The 25,636-nt window shown below is 58.0% G+C and carries 15 protein-coding genes; 7 read left to right on the top strand and 8 right to left on the bottom strand.

What is annotated here, in order from left to right; translation table 11 throughout:
• Positions 1–15: 15 nt before the first annotated feature.
• Positions 16–1,368: a TolC family protein gene (locus EU557_RS04945; protein WP_135529282.1), complete on the bottom strand. Its 1,353-nt coding sequence runs from the start codon at positions 1,366–1,368 to the stop codon at positions 16–18.
• 740 nt (positions 1,369–2,108) lie between these two features.
• A complete protein-coding gene (gene pbpC, locus EU557_RS04940; protein ID WP_135529281.1) occupies positions 2,109–4,493 on the bottom strand; it encodes a penicillin-binding protein 1C in 2,385 nt (794 codons plus the stop codon).
• A 352-nt stretch (positions 4,494–4,845) separates the two neighbouring features.
• On the opposite strand from pbpC, the gene EU557_RS25705 reads away from it, so the two are divergent.
• From EU557_RS25705 to EU557_RS25695, 3 genes are read left to right on the top strand one after another with little or no spacing between them, the layout of a single operon-like run.
• On the top strand, positions 4,846–5,214 hold the full coding sequence (locus EU557_RS25705) for a hypothetical protein (RefSeq protein ID WP_210115981.1): 369 nt from the start codon (positions 4,846–4,848) through the stop codon (positions 5,212–5,214).
• A gap of 3 nt (positions 5,215–5,217) precedes the next feature.
• Positions 5,218–6,357: a S8 family serine peptidase gene (locus EU557_RS25700; protein ID WP_210115980.1), complete on the top strand. Its 1,140-nt coding sequence runs from the start codon at positions 5,218–5,220 to the stop codon at positions 6,355–6,357.
• 7 nt (positions 6,358–6,364) lie between these two features.
• Positions 6,365–7,591 (top strand): S-layer homology domain-containing protein, encoded by a 1,227-nt coding sequence (locus EU557_RS25695; protein WP_210115979.1) that lies wholly within the window; start codon positions 6,365–6,367, stop codon positions 7,589–7,591.
• Between the two features lie 96 nt (positions 7,592–7,687).
• Here the strand turns inward: EU557_RS25695 and EU557_RS04930 are convergent, their stop codons facing one another.
• The 3 genes from EU557_RS04930 to EU557_RS04920 all read right to left on the bottom strand — a co-directional run bounded on the left by EU557_RS04930 (position 7,688) and on the right by EU557_RS04920 (position 14,694).
• Complete coding sequence (locus tag EU557_RS04930) at positions 7,688–8,455, bottom strand: protease inhibitor I42 family protein (protein ID WP_135529280.1); 768 nt, start codon at positions 8,453–8,455, stop codon at positions 7,688–7,690.
• Between the two features lie 151 nt (positions 8,456–8,606).
• Complete coding sequence (locus EU557_RS04925) at positions 8,607–9,104, bottom strand: outer membrane protein assembly factor BamE domain-containing protein (protein WP_135529279.1); 498 nt, start codon at positions 9,102–9,104, stop codon at positions 8,607–8,609.
• 19 nt (positions 9,105–9,123) lie between these two features.
• Entirely contained in the window at positions 9,124–14,694 is a 5,571-nt protein-coding gene (locus tag EU557_RS04920) for an alpha-2-macroglobulin family protein (protein WP_135529278.1), read from the bottom strand.
• 110 nt (positions 14,695–14,804) lie between these two features.
• On the opposite strand from EU557_RS04920, the gene EU557_RS04915 reads away from it, so the two are divergent.
• Both EU557_RS04915 and EU557_RS04910 read left to right on the top strand, forming a co-directional pair.
• Entirely contained in the window at positions 14,805–15,236 is a 432-nt protein-coding gene (locus EU557_RS04915; RefSeq protein WP_135529277.1) for a hypothetical protein, read from the top strand.
• A gap of 125 nt (positions 15,237–15,361) precedes the next feature.
• On the top strand, positions 15,362–15,892 hold the full coding sequence (locus EU557_RS04910; protein WP_135529276.1) for an RBBP9/YdeN family alpha/beta hydrolase: 531 nt from the start codon (positions 15,362–15,364) through the stop codon (positions 15,890–15,892).
• A gap of 171 nt (positions 15,893–16,063) precedes the next feature.
• Here the strand turns inward: EU557_RS04910 and EU557_RS04905 are convergent, their stop codons facing one another.
• Both EU557_RS04905 and proB read right to left on the bottom strand, forming a co-directional pair.
• The gene (locus tag EU557_RS04905; RefSeq protein ID WP_135529275.1) at positions 16,064–17,314 is read right to left on the bottom strand and encodes a glutamate-5-semialdehyde dehydrogenase; all 1,251 of its coding nucleotides are present in this window, start codon (positions 17,312–17,314) and stop codon (positions 16,064–16,066) included.
• Between the two features lie 317 nt (positions 17,315–17,631).
• The gene (gene proB / locus EU557_RS04900; RefSeq protein ID WP_135529274.1) at positions 17,632–18,723 is read right to left on the bottom strand and encodes a glutamate 5-kinase; all 1,092 of its coding nucleotides are present in this window, start codon (positions 18,721–18,723) and stop codon (positions 17,632–17,634) included.
• A gap of 176 nt (positions 18,724–18,899) precedes the next feature.
• On the opposite strand from proB, the gene EU557_RS04895 reads away from it, so the two are divergent.
• Complete coding sequence (locus EU557_RS04895) at positions 18,900–19,799, top strand: M28 family peptidase (protein WP_245326164.1); 900 nt, start codon at positions 18,900–18,902, stop codon at positions 19,797–19,799.
• An 85-nt stretch (positions 19,800–19,884) separates the two neighbouring features.
• Here the strand turns inward: EU557_RS04895 and EU557_RS25920 are convergent, their stop codons facing one another.
• Entirely contained in the window at positions 19,885–24,216 is a 4,332-nt protein-coding gene (locus tag EU557_RS25920) for a DUF2339 domain-containing protein (RefSeq protein ID WP_135529273.1), read from the bottom strand.
• 486 nt (positions 24,217–24,702) lie between these two features.
• On the opposite strand from EU557_RS25920, the gene EU557_RS04885 reads away from it, so the two are divergent.
• Entirely contained in the window at positions 24,703–25,608 is a 906-nt protein-coding gene (locus tag EU557_RS04885; protein ID WP_135529272.1) for a LysR family transcriptional regulator, read from the top strand.
• Positions 25,609–25,636: the final 28 nt, after the last annotated feature.

Below are 25,636 nucleotides of genomic sequence, written 5' to 3'. Positions count from 1 at the left end.
AGAGGCAGCGGAGGCTTAGAAGGAAGTGGGCAGGTTGCCCTGGGCGCGCAGCAAATCAACCTTGCTGCTGAGCACCTGGAAGAGGGCGCTGTAATAATTAAGTTGCGCCGTGCGCAGGGTAGTTTGGGCTACAATCACATCGAGGTAGGTTTTGATACCCTCCCGGTATTGCAGGTCCACCACGGAGTACACCTCTTTGGAGAGAGCCAGATTGCGCTGCCCAATAAGGTAGTCGGTGTAGTATCCTTTGTAGGTAGAAAGCGCCTGCTCAAACTCCGTGTTGATGCGGTTGCGCGCCGCCACAATATCCTGGTCGATGCGCTGATCAGCGAGCCGCACCCGCCGCAGGTTCTGGAGGCGGCGTGTGCCCTGGAATATGGGCAAGCTCAGCTGCAGGCCCGCGTACGAGTTAGGGAAGCGCTGGCTATATAGGTCGCTGAAGTTGTTGTTTTGAAACACGGCGTTGTAGTTGCCAAACGCCGACAGCGACGGCAGGAACCCGTAGCGGTAATAGTTGATTTGAGCTTCCTGCAGTATTTTCTGGGTTTGCAGCTGCTGAAGCTCAATGCGGTTAGTGGGTTCCAGCGTCACGGTGGTATCCAGAATGGCTTCGCGCATAAGCTTCAGCGTGTCGTACTGCAGGGCCAAGGGCTGCGCACCCGGTACGCCCATCAGCTCCTTCAGATACGCCGACTTTGCCTTGATGGCCTCAATGGCCTGCTTGCGCGCCGCCACGGAGTTATTGAGCAGAATCTCAGCCTGCTTATAGTCGGTTTTGTCTACAATGCCGGCATCATAACGGGCTTTGGCATCCTGTAAGCTGCGCTGCAGCCGCACAATGTCCTCGTTGAGAACATCCAGCTGACGCTGAGACAGCAGCACGTCGTAGAAAGCCTTGCTTACATCGCTTACCACATCAATGCGCACTCCCACGGTGTTCTGCTGATAGAACTGGCGCGAGGGGCGGGCACTACGCAAGGCCAGCAGCACATCGTTGTTGTAGAGGGCTTGGGTGCCGGCTAGGCCTAGAGTAGAGGTGTTTTTAAGGCCAATTTGCCGCGGCACGTTCACGCCATCCGCGTTCGGAAATACGGTGTAAGGCAGCTGGAAATAGTGCTGCCCCGTGGCGTTAAGGTTGATTTGTGGCAGCCAGCCGGCCAGGCCAATGCGGATGTTGGCCTCATTCGTCTCTTCGTCGATGCGGGCTTGGCGCAACGCCGGCTGGTTTTGCAGCGCAAAGTTTAAGCACTGCTCCAGCGTAAGCTGACCATTGGGGGGAGGAGGGGCCGTAGGCTGTGCCCACGACCAAGCCGGGGCTAACAGAAGTAGACCAAGCAGTAGCCGAAGCGCCCGTTTCATATGTTTCATATTCTAGTAAAAGCAGCTACTGCACTACGTAGCTCAAACCCTGCTGGCTAACGTGTAAGCCAGTCTTCATTCCAGACATCACGCGCAAGGACACTTTTACCGCCCTGCACGCTGCCCATAACCACTATTTTTATTTCAAAAACTCGCGCACCTCTTGATAGTCAGTATAGTATCCGATTAAGATTTTTCGGTACTCAATACTTCCTCCGGGTAGGATTACAAGGCAGGTAAACCAGCATCTTGTTAAAAGGTTATGCCTCTCGTAAAATGATTTTAACTAACAGGTGTATGTTTTTAGAGTGCAAATGGTAGGAATGCTATCATATAGTAGAGCCAACAAGTCGGCAGTAGCTCTAGGGCTATTGTGCTTATCCCTTGGTATGATATTCTCCCTTAAAGTGGCCTAGCCACGTTGCAAAGCACAGCTGAAACCAAGCCCCTTCTCATTCATCAAGAGGTTAGAAGTGCCAACGCGCTGAGTACCTAAACCCTCATGCTGAGCTTGCTGCCTATAGCAAACCACCTAGCCTAGGTACACGCACCAAAGCAGCAGAGATGCTTCAGCCAGCTCCACATCACGGGCGGGAGAAAGGTGGCGTAGGATGGTTCTAGGCCATATGAATAGGCCTAGCCCCACGCAATTTGCAGCGCAGAATCATCCTCCTAGAAAAGCAAGCAACTCCAATGCATTCCGACCAGCTAGAGTCAGACGGGGGTAGCTATTCACCTCGGCTACTGGCCTAGTCCAGCTCCGTCACCGTGACGAGTACATCGGTGTTGCGGCCGTGGTCGTCGGCGCAAGAAATTTTTAAGGGGCCGGGTGGTGGTTGAATAAAGACCCGCTCGGTAGCGGTGGCGGCGCGCAGAAACTTGTCGTTGACGTACCAGAACACTTGGCGCACCTCGTTGTCGGTGGTGCAGGTGAGCAGCAGCTGTTGCTTTTCGTGGCGGTTGAGCACGTACTCGGTGTTGGCAGTGGGGGAGGTAATACTGGGGGCGCGTTCTTGTCCGCCGCGCACCAATTGGCACTGCGGGTTATGCGGGGGCAGGCGGCGGTACGGGATGCCTTGGGCTTCCTTATATGCGGATACTTCTGGCAGTAGGTTAGGGTACAGCTCGCGCCGATACCCAGCCGCCGGTGCGCAGGCCCGGCAATAAGTGAAGCTGCCATCGGCCGAAACCAATACCTCGCGCTGGTGCTGGCAGCGCTGCCCATGAGATATGTTCGGCAGGAAATAATCAATCACCTGGTTTGGGCAGTTCTCGCCCGGTACTAGGCCACTCTCAGCGCATACCAGCCGGAAATCGAGCGTGGCCGGCGGCACAAACCAGTTGTTGGGAGAATTGTAGGCCACTGCATTGAACAGATCGAAGAGCAGGGGCGTGGCTACTTCGGCTCCGCTGAGCGCCGGGCTACCCTGCCCGCTGAAGTTGCCCACCCACACGCCAATGGTGTACTGCTTGTTGTAACCAATGCTCCAAGCATCGCGGCGGCCGTAGCTGGTGCCGGTTTTCCAGGCAATTTTGGGCAGCCGCATGCTACTGGCCGCGTTAATGGGGAGGTCGGGGCGGGTGAGCTGCGCCAGAATATCGGTGATAAGGAATGCAGAAGCCTCTGAGATAAGCGGAACCATGTTCGTTGGCTCCCGACCCACTGCGAGAGGGGTAGAGTTTTTGGACGAATTGTCGGGCCCCTCCTTTCCCTGAGCGGAGGCAGGCAGGAGAGAAGGCAGCCGGTACTGCAACTGAGCATACTGGCCACCATTGGCTAGCGTCACGTACAAACTGGTTAGCTCCTCCAGGCTCGCGCCGCATCCGCCCAGGATGCTGCTGAGGCCTAGCCGCGTGCGGTTGCGGGTTACATTCTCAAAGCCAGCCTGACGGAGCTTATCGGTGAAGGCTGGTACACCCAGCTGGTTGAGCACCCGCACAGCCGGAATGTTGAGCGAATAAGCCAGGGCCCGCTCCAGCGTTACCTCGCCGTTGCAGTGCTTATCGAAGTTCTCGGGGCGGTAGCCCTGAAAGTTGGTGGGTACATCGGGCAGCATCTGCTTGGGCGTAACCAAGCCCCTATCCATAGCCAGTGCATACAGAAAAGGCTTCAGCGTGCTACCCGGCGAGCGGACGGCCAGCACTCCATCATTCTGCCCCCGGCTGGCGAAGTCGCGGAAATCGGCGGAGCCCACGTAGGCCTCCACCTGCCGGGTGCGGTTGTTCACTACTAGCACAGCTGCCTGCGTAATGCCCAGCTCCTGGAGGCGGCGCACGTAGTTGCGGGTTAGCTCTTCGGCTTTGCTTTGCTTGTTGCGCTCTAGGCCACTCCGGATAATGGCCTGCCGCGGAAACTGCCGCACCAGCCGCCGCGACAGATGAGGGGCCAGGGCGGGTGCCGCGTGGCGCTGCACATCCAACGGCTCGAGCAAGGCATACTCCACGTCTTGCGGCGGAAATAGCCCGGCCGCCCCAAAGCGCCGCAGCCAGCGGTTGCGCTCGTGCAGTACGGCCGCGTTGTTTTTGCCTAGCACCAACCCTCTAGGCCTGTTCGGAATGATGGCCAGCGTTACCGTTTGGGCCAGGGAGAGATAATCGGGCGTTTGCTGGAAGTAGAGTAGCGCTGCTGACTTCACCCCTTCCACGTTGCCACCGTAGGGCACTAGGTTCAGGTAAAGCTGCAGAATCTCCTCCTTACTGTAGTGCAGCTCCAACTGGGTAGCACGAAGCATTTCCAGTAGCTTGTTGCCGAAGGTGCGTTCTTTGGGCTCCAGTAGCCGGGCAACCTGCATGGTAATGGTGCTGGCCCCCGTAGTACGCCCCGTGCCGAAGAGGTTACGCCCCGCGGCGTGTACCAGTGCCACCGGGTTCACCCCCAAATGCCACCGAAACCATCGGTCTTCTTTCTCCAATATAGCCTTGCGCAGCACGGGCGTAATCTCGCGCAGCTCAGTCTTCATCCGCCACTTTTGGGTGGGGTTAAGGTAGGCGTGCAGCACCGTGCCATCAGCTGCCAGCACAATAGGCGAATAGTGGGGCGCAGGCGGCAGCGGAAACGCCAGATTCAGCCCGAGTAGGAGCAGCAGCACCAGGCCTACGGCCGCCAAGACACGCGAGATAGTACGCCGATTCATACGCTCAAATATACCGGCTACCTCATAATCGTGGGGCTCGTTCAGGAAACTGGCACTCCTACGGTATGCACAGTAGCGCCCAGGGACGAAACGAAAAACGACGACTGTGTTTGTTGCTTATATGATAGTATTTAGTTGATATAGTTATGATTTTTACAATTGAAGTCACATATGATTAGCAAAATTTTAATTGGGGTGAATCCAGCCTGTAATTATGGTCCGTAGGTATTCCGTGACAGAGCAGCGCAAGTAGTTCCTGCTGTTGATTGACTTTGGCCTCCCAATCAACTAAATGCTTGCCGCGCTACAGTCCTCTTTTCACCCTCATCCCTTCCCTATTCCACAACCCTACATGAAAAGTAAATTTCTCCTCTCGCTCGCGCTGGCTGGTGCTAGCATCAGTGTGTCGTTTGGGCAGGCAACCGTCGACCCCGAGTTGCGGGCAGCCCTCACATCCAATCCCACGGCGCAGGTCATCGTTACCTTCAAAGGCAATGGGGCCCCTGGTCTTACCCAGCTAGGCCTGTTGCAACGGTTGGGCATTACACGCGGTATTACACTACAGGCGTTGCCGGTAGCTGGGGTAGTGGCTACGGCTGCCCAGGTAAATGCGCTGGCGCAAAACCCCGAGGTGCGCTCCCTCTACATCAACAAGCGCCTAGACTATTACAACTACGACGACACCAACCTAACGGGCGTGAAGCGCCTGCGCACCGACTAGCAGATGACGGCCCGCAATGGTGGGCTGCCGGTTTCGGGTAAGGGCGTGGGGGTACTCATCAATGATAGCGGCGTAGATGGTACCCACGAGGATCTGAAGTTTGGTACGCACCTGGTGCAGAATACGCTGGGCTCTACCAACCTCAACTCCTTGAGTGCTATGCTACCCGTTACCTACCTGGAGGGCGTGCCGAACACTGACTCTAACTCCGGCCACGGCACGCACTGCGCCGGCACGGTAGGCGGCACCGGGGCGCGCTCAGGAGGTAAGTACGAAGGAGTAGCGCCGGGCGCTTCGCTGCTGGGCTATGGCTCGGGAGGGGCGCTGTTGGTGCTCGATGCCATGGGGGGCTTCGACTACGCTCTCACCCACCAGTTTCAGTACAACATCCGGGTAATCAGCAACTCCTTTGGCAGCAGCGGCGACTTCGACCCCAATGACCCGCTGAACGTGGCCACCAAGAAGTGCTACGACCGCGGCATGGTGGTTGTGTTTGCTGCCGGCAACGAAGGCCCCGGCGCTGATACGCACAATCCCTACGCCATTGCGCCCTGGACTATCTCGGTAGGGGCCGGCGACCGAAACGGACTGCTAGCAGAGTTTTCCTCGCGCGGGGTGCGGGGTGAGCAGGGCACCTTTACGGTAGATGGCGAAACCTGGACCTACAAGAACGAGCCCGTAATTGTGGGTCCTGGCGTAGATGTAGTTTCTACTCGGGCCATTGCTCCGGTATCATCATTGGGCATTCAGACGGATGCTGAGGTGTTGACCCCAGCAGAACTTCCTTTCTATACCCACAGCAGCGGTACTTCTATGGCTACGCCACACGTAGCAGGTATTGTGGCGTTGTTGCTGGAGGCCAAGCCCACGCTGAACCCGGCGCAGGTAAAAGAGCTACTGCAGAAAACGGCTACTAATATGCCCGGCCGTCAGTCGTGGGAGGTGGGAGCTGGCTACGTAAACGCCTATGCCGCCGTAGATATGGCGTTTCGCTCGGCCACGTATGGCTCTACGGTCAACGCTAGCCGCAGCTTCAACAGCAGTGTTGATGCCCGGACAACGGCCATACCTTTCACCATCAACTATAACCCCGCTGGCCGCTGGCAACCAATTTACCTTCCCGGTAGGAGCCGGTACCAATAGCCTGGAAGTGAAAATCTCCTCTACGGGCTTGCTGGGAGAGACTGGCAACCTCACCAACCTAATTCTGGTTGACCCCAACGGCGTGCAATACCGCTCGGGTACTCCCGTAACCTTCACGCTCTCCACCGACCGCAGCGTGGCAGTGGCCTCACCCGTAGCGGGCACCTGGACGCTGAAAGTTGATGGCTTGCAGGGCGTGGACCTGCCCGAAACCATTAACGGCAACATTACTGTGCTAACGGCCGCGGGCACTACTAACCTGAACGACATTGTAGGCCACCCGGCGGAGGCATCCATCAAAATGGCCGTAGCTAACCGGCTGGTTGATGGCCTGAGCAACGGCTTCCGCCCTGATGCTCCTCTTACCCGCATCCAGCTAGCCGACTACCTGCTCGTGGGCCAGGGCATCCGGCAGCTGCTGCCCTTCAGCGGCGCCCGTTCTTTCACCGATGTATCAACACCTGCCGAAATACTCCTGACGGAATCAGTAGTAGCCAAAGGTGCCGCCCTGCGCGACCGGTTTAACCGGGCTAGCGGCGTGATGCTACCCACCGCTACCGGCACGTTCTCGCCGAGTGGCCTAGTGAACCGGGCCTCGCTGGCTTACTCGCTGGTGCAGAGCCTGGGCTTCCAGGAGCAGGCGCTGGCCCGCAACAGCCAGCCCCTGACGGTGCAAGTAAGTGGGCAAACCATTCCGGTTGATGATGCCGCCAACGTGCCAGCCGCACTGAGGGGCTACGTGAGCATTGCGTTAGAGTTGAATCTGATTAATGCCTACTACTCGCTCAGCCAAGGCCCCTACGACCAGCAGCCCACGTTGCACGCCACTTTCAAGCCAGCTCAGAACGTGTCGCGCGCTGATTTTGCCGTCATCGTGAGCCGCACGTTCTCGCAATATGAAGCGCAGACGCAGCCAACTGCTCAGGCAAGCAGCAACGCTACGGCCCTGGGTACTGCTTCTGCTTCGGCTATGGGCGTAAGCAAGGAAACCGTTGCGTATCCTAACCCAGCGGCTAGTACTACTACCCTCAGCTACTACGTGGCCCAGGAAGGACCCGTGAGCGTGGAGGTGTATAACACGCTAGGGCGGAAAGTACAAACGCTGGTGTCGGCCTCTGAGGCTGCCGGTGGCCATCAGCTCCAGTTTGATGCCCGCAGTTTAGCTCGTGGCACCTACCTGTTCCGAGTAAAAACAGGGCAGTCGGTTTCTACTACCCGCCTATTGGTACAATAAGCACGGCACTACCTAACCTGTAAAAAGGCCTGCTCCAAATGGAGCAGGCCTTTTTTATTGAACCGCCTTGGACTGCCAAGGGGTGATACTGAGGCATTATTTAGGTGGCTCGGGCACTTCTACTTGCAGCTCAAAGTCGCGCTTTGGTGGCGCGTTGTTATCAGTTGCGTTCCGGTACAAGAAGCGTAGCGTCGTCTGGCCCGGGTTGAGGGCCTGGAACTGAAACGTAACATCTTCCTCCTTGCCCGTTTTCTTTGGCTTCTTCCTCGTCGGTGCAGCGGGCGGCGTAATGAGTTGAATAACGTTATCGGCAATGGGCATCACCTCCCATTGGTACTGAGAGCCCGCCGTGTTATCAAGCCGAATAGCCAGCTGGTCGCCCTTGTTCACTTGCACGCGGCTGTGGTTGCCATACTCCGTTACGTTTACGTTTTTGGCTACGCCTGGCTTGTCAATAGTGACGAACACATGAAAGAAGCCGTTTAAGCTGGAATAGCTGGTCCCCGGTTGCGCCGACACCAAGGCTAAGTCTAGGCCACCAGTGCCAACCGCCTGAAAGTGAATTTCGAACGTAGCTGGTGCTCCGGGTACGCCGCTGCTTAATCCCGGCAAACTGTGAACCGTTGATACCGCCAACTGCCCCGGATATGCCTGGGTTAGGCGCCAGCCGAAACGCGGTGAAATGGTTGGCAGCCGCACAATCAACTGGTCGCCTACGTTGAGCTGTACCTGTTTGCCGTTGTCGTTGGCATTGAGAGTAACAATATCAGCCTGGGCTACGGTTGGTTTCAGCAGCGCTACCCCGAGTAGGAGTAGTATAGAAAAGCGCAGAAAGGCTGCAGTAGCCAGGGAAGTCGGTTTCATATAACTCACAGTTGCGCAAATGCATAACAGCAACACAGCCGGCTACTTGCGAAGTGCCGGCTGCGTGAAAAGCGGTAATAAGCTGTACGCGTGTAGATGGAAAAGGCTGCGGTTGAGCTAACTCGCTAGGCCTAGTGTCGCTATCTGGGACTTACATTTCGTGAATCCAATAACGAACCACTTTCCCATTACTGAATTGCAACGACAGCGCGTCACCATCAATAGGAATGAGTTTGGGTGTCATGCCTAAATAATACTCCCAAGTAGCATCACATTTAGATTCTGTATTAGGTGCTCCCAACAATTCAACCACTTGTTGTTCGGTAAGACCAACCAGCTTGTGAGAAGCCACTAAATCGTCTACTAGTTCATGCCGTTTAGGCAAGTTAGTAGCCCAATCTGCTTTGTTGAAATCCCGATGTGGGTAGTACAGATAGAGCGCAAGAAATAAATTGGGAATTGCCACGCAAAGCAGCGGAGTAATAAGAATAGCTGCTGGAAGAGCTATCCTAGTCGGCCGCTGCATTGATGGCCAGAAACGAGCAACCAGGTAAGTTGCTGCTCTGAAAACAAGCAGGCCTAGTAGACCCACGCATAGCAGCAAGACTGTGTAGAATAGGACGGTTTGCCAGAGCATTGCCAATAGCATACAAATAAATTAAGAAGGTTTACCGCACCCGCACCACGCCGCTGCCGGCGTAGCTGTGGTACTCCGCGTTGTACATGGCGTCGGCGCTGACGGGGCCTAGCTTGAAGGTGCCTTTGCTGACGGCGCGGCAGAGGTAGTAGAACGATTTAGGCTCGGTGGTGACGGTGGTGAACAGGTTGATCCGGTCGTCGCGCACGTCGAGGTAATCGGGTTGGGCGGCGTCCTTGGCCCAGGTCAGGTCCCGGACGGCCCCGATGCGTGGGTTCTCAATTTCCAGGCCGGCGGGCAGTAGGTCAGTAATAGCTACGTTCTTGACTTCTCCGGCTGACTCGGCTGATTGGATGGTGATTTTGACAACTACCAGGTCATTTTGCTTGAATGAGGTAGAACCAACCAGATTGCCGTTGCGGTCCAGGAACTGGCGGCGCACTTGCAGGTAGGCGTCTTCCTCACGCACCTGGCCGGTGGGCGAAATACCCTCGGTTTCCCAGAAGTAGTAGAGGCTGCCTTTGCCGCTGGTGCGCAACTGCAGCTGGCGGTTGGCCACGTTGCTTACCGTTAGGTCTTTGCCCGAGAAGTTGCCGATAGCCTTGCCATCAGCCAGCAGGCTAGCTACTACCGTGCTGCCGGCATTTTTCTTCGCCAGCTTACCCAGGGCCAGCAGCGCAAATGACCGTTCCTGGGTATTGAGCCAGCCGGCCTGCTTTACCTGGCGGCTGAGCTGGCGGGCCAGGATGTTTACCTGCGGGTTAGCAGGGTCGGCGGCGAGCAGGGCGTTGAGCACCAGGGCTTCGTCGCGGATGGGGGAGGAGAAGGCCCCATCTAGCTGGCGGCCGGCGATGCTGGGCGCGGCCCCGAAGCGGGTGGATACCGTACTCTGGTAGCCGCGCTGGTTGCCGCTCAGGGCGAAGGCCGCCGCCAGCAGGTAGCGCGAATCTTCGGCCAGCTGGGGGCGGTTGGCTTTATAGTAATTGAGGCCCACGGCATCGGGGCGGCCGGCCAGGGCCAGCACGTAGAGGGAGTAGGCCACTTCCTTCTTGGCCAGCGTTACGGGTTGAATTACACCACCGGTCTGGATGATGTTGTAGGTGTCGGTTTCGCGCTTGCGCACGCGGACTTGCAGGTAGCGCAATACTCGGTCGAGCACGTTCTTGTTGACGTCGAAGCCGGCTTGCTGGGCTTCCAGCAGGAAGTGAGCGGCGTAGGTGGTGGCCCACCAGTTGTCGTAGTCGCCGCCGGGCCAGTAGCTGAGGGAGCCGTTGTACATCTGCTGGGCTTCCACCTTCCGAATGGCTTCCTGCACGTGGTAGTTGGGGTTGAACAGGCCGGCCTTGCCAGGTTTGCCCGTTTTCTGGCCTAGCGTAGCGGTTAAGTCACCGTAGTACAGCTGCGGGAAAGCGGCCGACACGGTTTGCTCCAGGCAGCCGTAGGGGTACTGTAGCAGGTAGCGCAGGTCCTTGGCAAACTCCGTCATGGGCGAGCGGCTCACCACCAACTGGCTCCGCAGCGACGAAGGCAGGAAGTCGGTCCGCAGGTTCAGCTGCTGGGCCGCGCCACCCGCCACCACGCCCGACCCCGTGCGCTTCTGCAGCGGCGAAGCAGGACGGATAGGTAGCTCAATGGTTTCGGTGAATTTCTCAATTGTCTTACCGTGCCCATCTTGATGAACTGCTGTTACTATGAAATTCGAAGTTCCAATAGAGTGTTGAGCCAGAGCGTGGAATGTTAGCCGATGCTCACTGTTTGGTGCTAAGCCAAAAGTGGTTTGCTCACCGGGAATCGTACCTTTTAAATCTCTAGGCCCATTAATAAAGCCTTTGTTTGAGGCACCGAAATAACTTTTTAGTGGGCCGTTCGAAGACGTAGTAACCGTGACGAACATCGGTTTACCCGTCGTATTCGTCAAGGTTACGGGCACGTCAATCGTGTCGCCGGGGCTGAGGAAGCGGGGGAGGGCGGTGCTGATGACAACCGGGTCGGCGACGCGCATGGCGTGTTCGGCGGAACCGAAGGCGTCGTTCTTGTAGGCCACTGCCATGACGCGCACGGCCCCGCTGAACTGAGGCACTTGCAGCTTGTAGCGAGCCTTACCGCTGGCATCGGCGGTGAGTACACCGCTCCATTTGGCGAGCAGCTTCACGCGGCGGTTGGGCACGGGCGTGGTGCGGCGCGAGAGGTCGTAGCCGTCGCCGCCCGTGCTACTGGTCCCGGGTTCGGGCAGTAGGAAGGGATACACGTCGTAGGCCTGTACTTCTAGGGCGCGCTTCTGGTAGAAGTAGCCATAGGGGTCAGGCGTACGGTAGTCCTTCATCTGCAGAATGCCCTCGTCCACCATAGCCAGCGTTACCTGGGCACCGGGGGCGGTGGTTACTTCAATGGTTTGGGCGGTTTGGGAACGACTTTGCGCAGGCGCTTTAATAGCCACTTGCAGCTTGGCGCCGGGCTTCTCTACTGTCAGCGGCACGAAGCCGCGAGCTACTGTGAGAGGTAGTCGGTTGTCCCTGATTTCGCGGATGGCGGTGGCCGTCACGTACACGTTGGGCACGTGACCGGTGCGAATGGGAATGCTCACGCGGGCCGATTTCTCGTCGGTGTTCACGTAAAAGTGGTCCAGCACGCGGTTGCGCTCCACCGTCACGAGCACGCGGCCGGGGAAGGGCGTTTTCAGCAGGAGGTTGGCAGTTTCGCCGGGCTCGTACTTGGCCTTATCGGCCTCAATTGTCACCTCGCCTTCGTTGTTCACCTCGAAGGAGTTGCTCTGGGTGTCGCCGTAGCCGTAAGCGTACACGCGCTGAGCCACGTAAGTCACGGCCCCTGGCCTAGAAACCCGGATTTCGTACTCACCCGAATAAGTGGGCGTGAAACCCAGGCCGGCATCGGAGCCGCCGCTGGCTACCGTCACGGTGCGGCTCAGCACCACCTGCTCGCGCTTCTGCGAGTTGTAGATGTAGCGGCCGCCCTGACGCTCAATCACGGTTTCCCAGAGCAGGCGCACTACGCGCACCGTGGCCTGGGCCGAGGTCGGCGTGCCGGCTGGAGTGAGGGCCACCAGCCGCACCGGCAGGGCCTGACGGGTCTGCACCAGCTCATCCATATTCTTCACCCCAAACAGCACCGGCTGGGTCTGCACCTCAAAGGTAGCTAGGCGGTTTACGGGGCGGCCGGTTTCATCGAATACCGTCGTGAAGGCTGCTCCTTCCAGAATGCCGAGGTCAGAATAATCGGGCACCTCGTAGGTGGCGGTGCCGCGGCCGGCGGCGTCGGTAGTGCCTTCGCGGGTGGTCTTCTCGAACCGGTCGGATATCGGCGTGGAAACCTGGTCGCCGTAGCTGCCCCGCTGCCGCTCGCCGCTGTTGATGGCAAAGGTGTAGTCGGTGTAATTCTTCGGGGTAAAGGGTTTTTCCTTCAAGGAAAACTCTACTTCAAACTTGCGGTCAGCGGCGGGTGGGCCAAATAGGTTCTGAGCTGTAATCAGCGCCGAAATAGCCTGTCCGGGTTTCACGACAGGCCTAGAGGCTTTCACTGTCACCTTCATGCGGTCCGGAATAAACTCCTCTACCGAAATCTGGCGGGAGGCCAACAACACGTCGTTGCCCGTCAGCACTTCCAGGGTGTAGAGGCCGGTCATGACGGCGGGAGGCAGCAGGAAGCGCGCCTCGAAGGAGCCGGCCGCGTTCAGGGTTTTCTGCAGGCTGGCGTACTCCTTGCCGGTGGGCAGCAGCAGGCGGATTTTTACCGGCAGGCCCTTGGGCGGCGCCTGCCAATCCTCGGTGCGGATGACGGTGTTGGTCTGAATGGTGTCACCGGGGCGGTACAAGTCCCGGTCGCCGTAAAGGAAGGCCTGGTAGCAGGCGGCGTTGCTTTGTAGGCCACCTACCTCGAAGCGGGAGGTTTCGACGCGGCTGCGGCTCAGATCGAGGAAGGTGAAGTCGTTGCCTTGCTGGGCCATCACCATGCCCAGCTTAAAGCGGCTATTTTGGGCGGTGCTGTCGAATTTTGCTACCCCGTCGCCGTTCGTCAGGCCAGTGCCCATCACCTGGTTGTTGGTGCTGATAAAGCGCATTTCCACGCCGCTCAGCGCCTTGGCGTTGCGGATGGAGTTAGCAAACACCAGCGTGCTGCCAGCCTTGCCCTGCTTCACAATCAGGCCAATATCTGACACGGCCACAAGCTTGCTCACCTGCAGCCACTGGCGCTCGGTATCCTGCACCTTAATGATGTAAAGGCCCTTCAGCCCGCCCGAAAACTCCAGGTCCTTGAGGTTCAGGTTCAGCAACCGCAGCCCCTGCGCCTTCGGCAGCCCCGACACGGTGTAGGTGCGCTCCGTAAGCACATTGCCCAGGTTTTCCACATCGTAGTACTGGTAGGAGCGGTCCACGTACCCGCCTTCCTCACTTTCCTCTTCCTCACCCTCCGATTCTTCCCCGTCGTAGCCGGGGTAGCCGTACTGGGTGCCGCTGCGCAACAGCTGCTGAATATTGTTGGCGTACACTTTAGCAATGGTCACCTTCACCTTATCCACCTCATTGATGCGCACACCCAGGTTGCGCGAACCTAGTGCATCAAGGTACATGGCCTTCTCGGCGCTGGCAAAGCTGATGGTTGGGCGCTCATCGGAGAAGCTCACCGTCTGAGTAAAGTCCTCGCTGAGGTGCCCACCTAGGCCACCCCGCAACCCCTGCCGCAAGCTCAACTGGTAGCTTTTGCCCACCTCAAAGCCACCCTTAAGCCGGAAGCCATTTTCCAGCTCTTCCACCTCGTAGGCAACCTGCGGCGACACCGACAGGGCATTATGCAAATCGCCCGTGGTGACCGGCTGACTGGTCAGGATGGTGATAACCGGGTCGGCCGCTTGCAGGGTACCGGTGATGGCGCGTATTTCCAGTTCCTCCGGGTCGGGTACCTGCACCTGCTTTTCGTAGTCGGCAGTAGAGGCCTGGTCGCTGCCCTGGGCCCGCAGACCCTGGCCTAGGGCCACGGTAAGGGGCGAGCCGGGGCGCACCTGCTGGTTGAGGCTCACGCGCACCACTTGGCCCGGCTCCCCACTCACCTCGAAGGCCACGGGCTGCCCGTCCTGGGTCACGCGCAGCAGGGGCTTCACATCGGCGGGCTTTACGCTGTAGTTGAAGGGAAGCTCCACGCGCATTTCGGCCGTGCCGGCGGCCCGCTCCGAGCGGCCCCAGAACGCCTGGGGTTCCTGCAGTTGTAAGTAGGGGGTGTGAAACTTCTGACGATTCTCAGGTAGCTCTACGTTGTGTTTGCCTTCCGGCAGGGCTTCTTTGCGCAGGGTTGCAGTGAAGGCGGTGCTGGGCTTAAAGGGCGTGGTAGGCGAGAAAATCAACTCTCTGTCCGAAGTCCACTTGAACTTGCCGCGCATGGCCGGCTCAAACTTCACTACCTGCACGGTATCCCAACGGTCCTGCTGCTCGGGGCTAGCCACGGCATCGGCAAACTGAAACACCAAGTTCTGGTACGGGTCAATTTCCTCGCCGTTAGGGTCCTGACCAGCATCGGAGCCCGACTTAGAGCAGGCACATAGCAAAGCCAGCAGCACCAGCAGCGGCAGGCGAGAAACGGAGCGGAATAGCATGGATAGGGAGGAGCTTAAATAGACGCTGGAAGGTATATAAAAACGCGAATGTATAATGTGGTTTACTTCCTGGTAAATTGGCTAAAACTTCAATAGTTAGGATTTGAAATATGCCCGTCGCATTGCCCTTAGATGCTTCAGATGAAGATATATTAGAAGCAGTTCGCATATGGGTGAAGCTGCTAGAGCTGGAGAGGTACGAGGAGGCCTTCCAGTACACATTTCAGGATCCTTATTATGAATGGACACCTGAACTAATGAGAGATGTTATTTATGGATATGGATTTCCGGAATACGAAGCTGACTCAGAAGTCTACAAGGTCACTTCGATGGAAGAAGCTGTGACAGATGGTAATAATCCTTATGCGGAAATAGACTTCCACATGCCTCGAAAGCACAAAGTTGAAAACGTATTAATAGTTGCAGAAATATGGTTTAGTCTGCCTCTGAACGGAAAATGGAGTGACGTAACGGCTACGTTCAACGTGTTATATATGCCAACCTCTGTTTCCCTTGAATTACAGGAAATACATGTCTTTTAATTGGCTTTATCAATTTAAGTATATACCCTTAAAAACACCGTTGTACACATTATACTTTGGCAATGCATGCACCAGAAGTAGGCCATGTGTGTAAACCTCGCAACGCGCCTGTTACTTTCGTGCCCATGCAGCAACCCAATATCCTTATCGTGCCCGGCTTGGGCAATTCTGGTCCAGAACACTGGCAAACTTACTGGGAGCAGCACTACGGCTACTCGCGCGTGCAGCAAGGAAATTGGGACCAGCCAGTACTCGCGGATTGGGTGCAGAACTTAGAAGACGTTGTGGCTACGGCTGGACCCGACGTGGTGCTGGTTGGCCACAGCTTAGGCTGCGTTACTATCGCGCATTGGGCCAGCACTACGCGGCACCGCATCAAAGGTGCCCTGCTGGTTGCTACTGCCGATGTAGACCGCGCTGATATGCCCCCAGAGGTAATGAATTTTGCACTTATCCCGCTGACGCGCCTGCCGTTTCCAAGCATTGTGGTAGCTAGCACCAACGATGAGTACATAACGCTGGAGCGGGCGCAGCACCTTGCCGAGGTGTGGGGAAGTCGGTTTGTGAACGTAGGTGCGCTAGGCCACATCAACTCCGCATCCAGCCTCGGGCTGTGGCCGGAAGGGCATGAGCTGCTGCAAGAATTGGTAGAGTAGAGGGTATTGAAAGCTAAGGCTAAACTAAGCTCCCCTCCTCAGATGAGGAGGGGCTGGGGGTGGTTGAACAGTCGTTGAACGATAACTAGCTCTAGTTTTAAAATCAGTTCTAGGCCACATCAACCACCCCCAACCCCTCCTCATCTGAGGAGGGGAGCCTAGTTATAAATTTTAGCTTTTACGCACCTGCCCATCACCTCTTACCTGCCACTTGTAGCTGGTGAGTTCCTCTAAGCCCATGGGGCCGCGGGCGTGGAGCTTCTGGGTGCTAATGCCAATTTCGGCGCCGAGGCCGAACTGGGCGCCGTCAGTGAAGGCGGTGGAGGCGTTGGCGTACACGGCCGCCGCATCTACTTGGTTCAGAAACTGCTCGATGTGGGCGGTATCTTCCGAGATGATGGCCTCGCTGTGCTTGGAACTGTGGGCGGCAATGTGGCTTAGGGCCTCGTCTAGGCCTGTTACGGTCTTAACGGCCAGCTTCAGGGAGAGAAATTCGGTGCCGAAGTGCTCTTCCATGGCGGGTTGCAGTAGCTCGGTGGGATAAGCGCTGTTTAGGGCTTGATGGGCTTGGGTATCAGCATAAAGCAGCACGCCCGACTGGCCTAGTGGGGCCAGCAGTGAGGGCAGATCAGATAAACGAGCCTCGTGTATTAGCAGGCAGTCGAGGGCATTGCAGACGCTGACGCGGCGGGTTTTGGCGTTGTGAATAATGGCTTGCCCCTTCACCAAGTCAGCGGTTTCGTCGAAGTAGGTGTGCACGATGCCGGCACCGGTTTCGATGACGGGCACTTTGGCGTTTTGGCGCACGTAGTCGATGAGCTGCTGGCTGCCGCGCGGAATCAATACATCTACATAGCCGATAGCCTGCAGCAAGGCTTCCGTGGCCTGGCGGTCGGGGGGGAGTAGCGTGACGCTGTTGGCGTCAAGGCCATGCTGGCCTAGCACCCGCTGAATTACCGTGCTGATGGCCTGATTGGAGTGAGCGGCGTCAGAGCCGCCTTTAAGCAGGCAGGCGTTGCCAGTCTTTAGGCAGAGCGCCGCCACATCGAAGGTCACGTTGGGGCGGGCTTCGTAAATAACACCCACCACGCCCAATGGTACCCTGATTTTAGACAGGTGCAGGGCATTGGGCAGCGTCCGTTGCTGCAGTACCTGGCCTAGCGGCGAAGGGAGGAAGGCCACGTTGCAGATGTCCTCGGCAATAGCAGCTATGCGGGCTTCCGTTAGCTTCAGGCGGTCGTATTTCGGATCATCCGGCGCCATGCGCGCCAGGTCCTTCTCATTTTCTGCGAGCAGAAAAGGGGTTTCAGCTACGGCGGCCGTGGCCAGGTCTAGCAGCACTGCTTGAATGGCTGCGGCGGGAACCTGGCCTAGGGTGCGGCTGGCTACTTGTGTTGCCCGGAAAGTATCTTGAAGCGACATGGTTGTATAGCGAGTGCGGACGAATACTTGGCGGCTTGTACTGAACTTTTGGGTGTTATGTTATTGACAGTAGTGTTAGGCTTGTTGAAGGTATCCCTCAGTAATTACTACACCCACTCGTCATCCTGACGAAGGAAGGATCTTCTCACGATAGAACGACTGGCCTAGCACCTCGGGCTGACGTGAGTAGATCCTTCGCAAGCTCAAAATGACGTGCTAGTATGGTTGACAATACAACATCAGCACGCGAGATGTCTCGACAAGCTCGACATGAATGATGGGTGCGGGTGCGTTTCAATAGTCAGCTAGCGGAAAAATTAGCTGATTTCTGCCGACAGAAACAGATAGTCATAATGTACTAGGGGTTTCTGGTTTTGGTGGCCTAGCCGTTCGAGTGCTTTGTCGGAGCTGTATTCGGCCATGCCTAGGCCAATGGGTTTGCTGGTTTCATCCAGAATCCGGATGATGTCGCCCTTCTGGAAAGTGCCCATGATGCCCAGAATGCCGACGGGCAGCAGGCTGGTAGCTTTATGCGGCTCCGTGAGGGCCGCTTTGGCCCCGGCATTGATCTGCACGGCGCCTTTCGCGGCCAAGTCGGAGTGGGCAATCCATTTCTTCTTGCTGGAGGCCGTTTTGCTGGGTAGGAAGCGGGTGTTCACCACTTCCTGATTGAGCAGGCGGGGCAGGATGTTCTCGGTCTTGCCGTTGGCAATGTGTACTGCAATGCCCAGCTGCGCCACTTTATGGGCCATGTGGCACTTGGTAATCATGCCGCCGCGCCCGAACTGCGAGCGTTGGGTGGTCACGAACGACGAGAAGCTGGTGGTAGTAGGCTCAATTTCCGGAATCAGCTCGGCGGCTGGGTCCTGGGGGTTGCCGTTGAAAATGCCGTCCACGTTGCTCAGAATCAGCAGGGCATCGGCATTGAGCATAGTTGCTACCAGGGCGGCCAGCTCATCGTTGTCTGTGAACATCAGCTCCGTGACGGAAATCACATCGTTCTCATTTACAATGGGAATGATGCTGTTCTGGAGCAGGGCCCGGAAGCAGTTCTGCATGTTCAGGTAATGCTGCCGGTCGCGGAAATCTTCCTTGGTTACTAGCACCTGGGCGCAGAGCAGCTCGTGGTGGCCTAGCAGCTCGGCGTAGGTAGCCAGCAGCTTCACCTGGCCTACGGCGGCCAGCACCTGCCGGCTCGTCACGGCATCGGCCTTTTCCGGCACCTGTACCAAGCTGCGGCCCGAGGCCACTGCCCCCGACGACACCACAATCACTTCCTTGCCCTGCTTTTTCAGGCCGGCAATCTGCTCTACTAAGTGGCCTATGCGGGCGTGGTCGGGCAGGCCGTTGGCCTGGGTCAGGACGTTGGAACCGATTTTGACAATGATCCGGTGGTAAGGAAGCGCCATAGCTGATCAATAGGTTCTGGGCCGTAAGGTAGGGAGAGAGAATTGGTTGACCATATCGGCCCGCGGCTCGTTTACTAAGTATGCATCATCTCCGAAGTCATGGGGGCAGGCTGCTGATAGCGCTGCTCAGTCTTACTGCCTGCGAGCATTCCAACTCGCGGCGCAGCCCGCAAGCCATGGCTCTTCCTTCCCAATCTGATACCACTATGGGTGCCGATCAAAACCGACTCTATGCTGATGTGAAGTTCCTGACTTCTCTCAAACCTGCCCGCCACTACCGTAATCTACGGTCGCTGAACGAGGCCGCCGACTACATAAAAACGGAATTTGAGAAGCTGGAAGTAGAAGATGGCGGGGTGGAGGAGCAAACGTTTAAGGCCGATGGACGGCAGTACCGCAACATCATTCTAGCCTTCGGCTCCCGCGATGCGCCCCGCCTGGTAGTGGGCGCCCATTACGATGTGTGCGGCGAGCAGCCCGGCGCCGACGATAACGCCAGCGCCGTGGCGGGCCTGCTAGAAACCGCGCGCCTACTACACATCTACGGTTCTAATCTGAAGTATCGGGTAGAGCTGGTGGCCTACCCCAACGAGGAGCCGCCCTACTTCGCCACCCAGTACATGGGCAGCGCCGTGCACGCCAAATCTCTGCACGATGCGGGCGTGACCGTGCGCGCCATGCTGTGCTACGAGATGATTGGCTACTTTAAGGATGAGCCCGGCTCTCAGCGCTTCCCCAATGAGCAACTGGCGGCGCTGTACCCCAACACCGGCAACTTCATCACGGTGGTGGGCCGCACCGGCCAGGAGGAGTTTACTGAGCGCGTGCAGGCCCTCATGCAGACCAAGGCTAAAGTAGATGTGCAGCGTATCAACCTGCCCGCCGAAATGGGCCTCGCGGGCCTCTCCGACCACCGCAACTACTGGAAGTACGGCTACGAGGCCCTCATGATCAACGACACCTCTTTCCTGCGCAACCCCAATTACCACCAACCCTCCGATACCATCGAAACACTCGATTTCAAGCGCATGGCGGAAGTAGTGAACGGTACCTACGCCGCTATTCTGGGCCTGTGATGAAGTATGGAGTAGCATAAGGCGCTACAAAAAATCGGGGCTGGAATAAGCAGGCGGTGCCACTCACTCCAGCCCCGATTCTTGCTTAGCTTATAGAATCGGCTACGTTTTCTTCCGAGATATCCGGCTCGGCGGGAGCCTCAACATCTGGCAGGGAGAATCGGCCCTTGAAGCGGGCGTAGAGCGCGTTCATCCCCAGCAGCAGCACGCCCATCAGAATAAACACAATGGCCCGCGTGATGGTACCGTGTTGGCTGAGGTCGTAGAGCAGCAGGCGGCCGAAGCACAGCGCGGTGCCCGCCAGCGAGAGGTAGCGCAAATCCTGGCGCCGCAACAGCAGGCTGCTGATAAACGCCGCCAGCACTTCTAGCATAAGCAGCACCGTGAGGATGGAGTTATCGAAGGACTGCAGCAACAGTAGCGTGAGCACCCCGAAGGCAGGGTAGAGCAGCAGTGGTATCAGCACTGAAACCGGTAGCCGACCCAGGGCAGCCAGCGGGGCCAGCAGGCGTGGCCAGGTGGCTGTGGTAGTACTCGGGAAGTGCTGTAGCGCCACGGCGGTGTAGGCGAACAGGCCTACCGTGGTGGCCATGGTGGTGAGGCCCGCCAGCGTGAATAACTGACCCGGGGCCAACATCGTCAGGGCTACGTAGCTGCTCCACACTACCGCCGCTCCAAAGTACAGCAGCCCGTACACCCGCACGCGCCGCAGCCGCAAGGGCAGGTACTGCCCACCCAGGGTGAGGGTAAAAGCTGCCGCAATCCAAAGCGCGGAGTGCCACTCCAGCTTCAGTTCATGCCACACCGTAAAGCTGCCGAACAACAGTACCGCTTCCGGCAGTAGCGGGTGCAGATAGCGCCATGAGGTATACACCGGAGCCGTGGCGGGTGGGCGTTGCCAGGCCCAGCCTGCTAGCACTATCAGCAACGCCCCGGCGGTGAGGCGCCGCACTGGCCAGCCCAGCAACACATCAGGGGAGTGGGAAACCAACTGTCCGAAGTGGCCTAGGAAGGCTACCACCAGCAACGCATACGTGATATGCAGCAGGAAACGGTCGGGGGAGCCGGCGCGGGTGAGGGCATCACTGGAGGCAAAACGGCGCCGAATTAGCTGCGCCGCTAGTGCCGTGACGGCGGCCAGCAGAGTCCAGGCCAGAATGGGCAAGGCTTCAGTGCGGGGTACTAGGGCAGCCCACGTAGCCACCAGTAGCTGCAAGCCACCCAGGTAAAGCCAAGGCCAGCGCACGTGTTGTTGCTTGCCTTCCCACCACGAACAGGCTAGGCCAGCGACCGGCACAGCCAGCATGGGGAGCAGATACCCAAGCACCGGCCCAGGGCTGAAGTTAGGGCCAACCGGCAGCACCTGGCTCCATTGCAGGGCCTGATAACCAACGGTGGCCACCACCAGGCCTAGCCACAAGCCCGGCACCTTTCCGAAACGGCGAGTCAGGAGCAAGGCCACGCCTAGTCCGGCCGCCGCCCAGCTAGCCCAAGTGTGCAGGTACACCAAGCTGCCCGCGGCCAGCAGCTGCACCCCAGGCAGCAGGCTCAACAGCCGGAGGCGGTAGAGAGTGTTATAGGAAAGCGGGACCAGGTCATGCACCGGGGCGCCCCGCCGGGTGAGCAGCAGTTGGGTTCCCAGGGAAGCCAGTGCCGCCACTACCAGCAGCCCGGCCCGTTGAGAATTGGGTAGTAGGCCAGGGCGATACACGAGCAGGGGCAGTGCCGCCGCCAGCACCAGGGCCACGTAGAGCAGCACGCGGTAAACCAGCCACTCTGCCCGCCAGGCGAGTATTAGCGTCATACCCAGGACTTCACTGTACAGTAGCGTGCTGGTGGCGGGCCACGAGAGGCCTAGCTCATGCAAGCCCAGCACAGCTACCATCAGCACCAGTTGACCCAGCAGCAGGTGAGCCGGCCGGAACCAACCGGTATTGCCACGCAGCCACACGCTTACCCCAAAGAGCAAGCCCGCGGCCCCAACGGCGCCGCCCAGCAGCGGTGCTACCGAGGAATGGCCTAGCCCGAACAAGCCTTGCAGGAGCAGGCCAGTACCCGTAAGATAAAAGAGCACCGTGAGCACCTGCAGCCCCACGTACAGGGGCTGGGAAGCCGGCGTCAGCAGTTGCGTAAACCTAGGGAGGCGAGCTGGCAGGGTAAGCAGCACCGAGCTGGCTAGGCCAGTCATCAATAACAGGAGCATCCGGGTGTGCAGCTCTTGCGCGGGCACCAGGCCAAACTGCTGCAGGGTAGACAACATAAACCAGCTGCCACTCAGGAGCGTGAAAATTAGCAGAATATAGTAGGCTGACCGCTCCCGTACCTGGCCTAGGCGGCCCGCCAGCAGGAGGGTTTCCAAGTAGAGCAAGGCAGTAGTAGCCGGCCACCCGAGGCCCGCCTTATGTAGCCCAACCAATGCTACCGTTAGCAGAGTCTGACCCGCCAGTAGGTGCATGGTGCTGAACCAGCCGCGCGAAGTGCGTAGCCACCACGCCACTCCAAACAAGGTACCGGCCGCCAGCGCGGCACTGCTCAACAGCGTGACTACTGCGGGGTGGGGCAGGCCAAAGAGGGCCCGCAACAGCAAGGCTGCCGCTCCCATATACAAAGCGCCCACCAGGCCCCCAAAACCACGGTATAGCTCCTGGCCATTGGTGCCGGTTTCCTGCTCAAACAGGGGCTGCCGCCGCACTAGCTGGTAGTAGCCTGCGCCTAGCAAGCCCGAGAGCAGTAGCAGCAGGGCATTACGATACAGCTCAACGGCTGAGTAGGAGCCAATCAGGCTGATATTGAGCACCAGCAGTGCCCCAGAAGCCAGCAAAGCACCCACCGAGGCCACATTGAACACCATCATCTCCCGCTCTCGGGCCATGACAAATGCCACCAGCAAGGTTTCCAGCAGCATAAAGAGCAGAATGAGGGTGCCCGAAGCATGCCAACCCTGCAGGGAGAAAGCTGTGAACAGCGCCAGCATCAGGGAGATGATACTATCGGTACGGAACAGCCAGTGGATCTGCAGTTGCCGGGCCTGGCGCGCCACCCAGAAGGTGAGCACGGCACCCAGGCCTAGCGGCACCGTTTTCCAGGGCGAGCCCGTGCTGTACTGGTACAGGTTGATGCCGAGGCACGTCCAGTTGAGCACGTGAGCGGAGAATAGAAGCGCATCAAACCGGGCGTGGGCGTATACCTTCCGGTACTGCACCACGGCCGCCGCTACCCCCACCAGCAGCACTAGCGCCATGGCAACTAATCTGGTTGAGCCGGCGGCACTAGGCACAGCGTGATGCCAGTACTGATGAAATACGAAGAAGCTAACAATGCTGAGCAAGAGCTGGTATTTCCAGCGTTGGCGGTAGGTAATCCCGATGCTGAACGCCGTAACCCCCGCCGCGGCGGCCAGGGTAAGCAGCGTGTGCGGCAGTACTGCTAGCGCCACTAGGCTAAGCACCCCGTGCAAGGTGGCCACTGATTCGCGACTGGCATCCCAGGCCAACCACAGATTGGCAGCCACGCCCGCCAATAGCAGCAGATAACTTAGCGGAGGACCCGCCCACTGCAGCCCTGGTACGCTCACAGCACCCACGCAGGCAAAGAGGAAAACGGCCGCCGCGCTACTTTGCAGCCACACGTGCAGCTGCGCCGCAAATGGCTTAGGGCGCAAGTAGTAATGGAGGCCTAGCAGCACGCCGGCAAAGGCCGTAATCATGCCGAAGCGCATAGGCGCACTCACGCGGAGCGCCGTGTAAATACCCAGGAAGCCAATGCCCGTCACGAGGATAATGGCACCAAGGATGCCGGTCCAGTTATCAAGGAGCATCTGTTCAGCGCGGTCCCACCAGGTTGGGCCGGCCGGTGCCATAGCCGCTACTGGAGTTGGAGCCGGCCGCTGAGCAGGACGCGGCGGCAGAACCGGCGCAGGTACTGGCCTAGCCACCGGAGTTGGGGCCGGCTGGGGTTTCAAGGCAGGTTGCTCAGGGGACGGTACAGGAGGAGCCGGCTTAGGTGCGGGCGGAGTAGGCAGAACGGGTGGCGCGGGAGGAGTACTAGCCACGGAAGGTTCCGGTGCGGGAGCCGGTGCGGGTGCCACGGGGGCCGGAAGGGGTGGCGCAACGTCCACTAGTGCGGGCGGGGCTACGCCTGGGGCCTCCGCCGGGGCCTTGTACCATTCTGCCGCCGTTGGAGGAACTGGCGCTGCTACAGGTGCGGCAGCAGTAGCTAGGGGCGGAGTAGGTGGGCGTGGGGGAGCGGATTGAAGCGTGAGCAACTGCTGGTGCAAGCGCTCAACAGTCAGCAGTAGCTCCTGGTGCTCGTCCTCGCGGCGCTTCAGGCGCTGACCCAGCTCCCGGACTCGTTTGGAAAGGTTCTGATACAGCAGGCCGGCAATAATGACGACCAGCGTAAGCAGGGGGGTATCCATACGCTAATGGGGTAAAGAATAGAACATAACTGGCCGCCGTCGAGCGGCCGATAATTGCGTAGGCAAGGCGCGGCAGGTAGCATAATCGCCGCAGCTCATAGCCCACAGTAGGATAGAGAATGGAAGCTACAGATTGTTCTTGGAATAATGATTAAGTGAATGACAAAATTTTACACATTTATTTTTTTGATTGGTAACATGGGAGCTAAAAACAATCAGGGTTTAGGGGGATAGAATATTGACTTATAAGATATTGTGTTCTTATGTTTTTCAGCTTCCTGGTTAGCCTTGAGACAAAGGGTGAACTTGGTTACTAAGTAGCTGTAAAGCATGGTACCTCTACTCACATGGTCTTACTGTTAAATATGGAATAGGCTTAATGAGGTGGGCCTTTCCTAGGCTTGTCTAGGCCACTTGCTTGGAGTGGCACTCACGCTTATTGGCTGATTTGCTTCTTACTTTGCCCCGGTAACTCAGCGCACGAACATGCTTTCCCACCCGCACGAAATCTTCCTGGAAGTTGCTCGCCAGCTCAGCTTTACCAAGGCGGGGCAAACGCTGTTCCTGAGCCAGTCGGCGGTAAGCAAGCAGGTAAAGGCGCTAGAAGAGCACTACAAAACCGGGCTGTTTGAGCGTCTGGGCAACAGCGTGATACTTACGCCAGCCGGCGAGCTGCTCTACCGCAAGCTCTTGGTGGCTAAGCAGCTGCAGCATGAGCTGCACCAAGAGTTCACGGAGCTCAGCCCCGACTTCTCGCCCCAGGTCCACATGGTCATTGGGGCCAGTACCACTATCTCGCTGTACGTGATTCCGCCGGTGCTGTCGGCGTACCTAGGCCAGTACCCCAACACGCAGCTTACCCTCAAAAACCGCAACTCCGAAAACATCCTGAAGGCCCTGCTGGAACATGAGATTGACCTCGGCATCATTGAGGGAATTCACAAAGTCAGCAATGTTACCTACACGCCGCTGCTCACTGATGAAGTAGTGGCAGTGTGCTCGGGGCGTAACCCGCTGTATCGGCAGGAGCTAGAGGCGCGGGATTTACTGCGCGTACCCGTGGCCCTGCGCGAAACCGGCTCCGGCACGCTGGCGGTGCTGGAAGAAGCTCTGGCCGAAAAGCACATTAAGGCTACAGACCTACCAGTAAAAGTGCGGTTAGGCGGCACCGAGGCGCTTAAAAACTTTGTGCGGGTAGATACTTGCCTAGCGTTTTTGCCGCGTCAATCAGTGATGAAGGAACTGGCCACAGGGGAGCTGATGGAAGTAAGGGTGCGGGACCTCAACCTGGTTCGGCACTTTGATTTCGTGCAGCGCAAGGGTACCGAGAACAATGTGCCCTACCGCGACTTTGTGCAATTTGCTCGCCGTTACTATTCCCGGAAGGAATAGCCTATTCCAAATAGCCGTTTGTTTTAGA

Source organism: Hymenobacter wooponensis, assembly GCF_004745865.1.
Taxonomy (GTDB): domain Bacteria; phylum Bacteroidota; class Bacteroidia; order Cytophagales; family Hymenobacteraceae; genus Hymenobacter; species Hymenobacter wooponensis.
Note: the sequence above shows the minus strand (reverse complement) of the source record. Positions and strands in the feature narration are given on the sequence as shown.

What these genes read in the sequence shown, in the direction of transcription:
- EU557_RS04945 (WP_135529282.1), bottom strand. Translation starts at nt 1,368, where the DNA reads ATGAAACATATGAAACGGGCGCTTCGGCTACTGCTTGGTCTACTTCTG.
- pbpC (WP_135529281.1), bottom strand. Translation starts at nt 4,493, where the DNA reads ATGAATCGGCGTACTATCTCGCGTGTCTTGGCGGCCGTAGGCCTGGTG.
- EU557_RS25705 (WP_210115981.1), top strand. Translation starts at nt 4,846, where the DNA reads ATGAAAAGTAAATTTCTCCTCTCGCTCGCGCTGGCTGGTGCTAGCATC.
- EU557_RS25700 (WP_210115980.1), top strand. Translation starts at nt 5,218, where the DNA reads ATGACGGCCCGCAATGGTGGGCTGCCGGTTTCGGGTAAGGGCGTGGGG.
- EU557_RS04930 (WP_135529280.1), bottom strand. Translation starts at nt 8,455, where the DNA reads ATGAAACCGACTTCCCTGGCTACTGCAGCCTTTCTGCGCTTTTCTATA.
- EU557_RS04925 (WP_135529279.1), bottom strand. Translation starts at nt 9,104, where the DNA reads ATGCTATTGGCAATGCTCTGGCAAACCGTCCTATTCTACACAGTCTTG.
- EU557_RS04920 (WP_135529278.1), bottom strand. Translation starts at nt 14,694, where the DNA reads ATGCTATTCCGCTCCGTTTCTCGCCTGCCGCTGCTGGTGCTGCTGGCT.
- EU557_RS04915 (WP_135529277.1), top strand. Translation starts at nt 14,805, where the DNA reads ATGCCCGTCGCATTGCCCTTAGATGCTTCAGATGAAGATATATTAGAA.
- EU557_RS04910 (WP_135529276.1), top strand. Translation starts at nt 15,362, where the DNA reads ATGCAGCAACCCAATATCCTTATCGTGCCCGGCTTGGGCAATTCTGGT.
- EU557_RS04905 (WP_135529275.1), bottom strand. Translation starts at nt 17,314, where the DNA reads ATGTCGCTTCAAGATACTTTCCGGGCAACACAAGTAGCCAGCCGCACC.
- proB (WP_135529274.1), bottom strand. Translation starts at nt 18,723, where the DNA reads ATGGCGCTTCCTTACCACCGGATCATTGTCAAAATCGGTTCCAACGTC.
- EU557_RS04895 (WP_245326164.1), top strand. Translation starts at nt 18,900, where the DNA reads ATGGCTCTTCCTTCCCAATCTGATACCACTATGGGTGCCGATCAAAAC.
- EU557_RS25920 (WP_135529273.1), bottom strand. Translation starts at nt 24,216, where the DNA reads ATGGATACCCCCCTGCTTACGCTGGTCGTCATTATTGCCGGCCTGCTG.
- EU557_RS04885 (WP_135529272.1), top strand. Translation starts at nt 24,703, where the DNA reads ATGCTTTCCCACCCGCACGAAATCTTCCTGGAAGTTGCTCGCCAGCTC.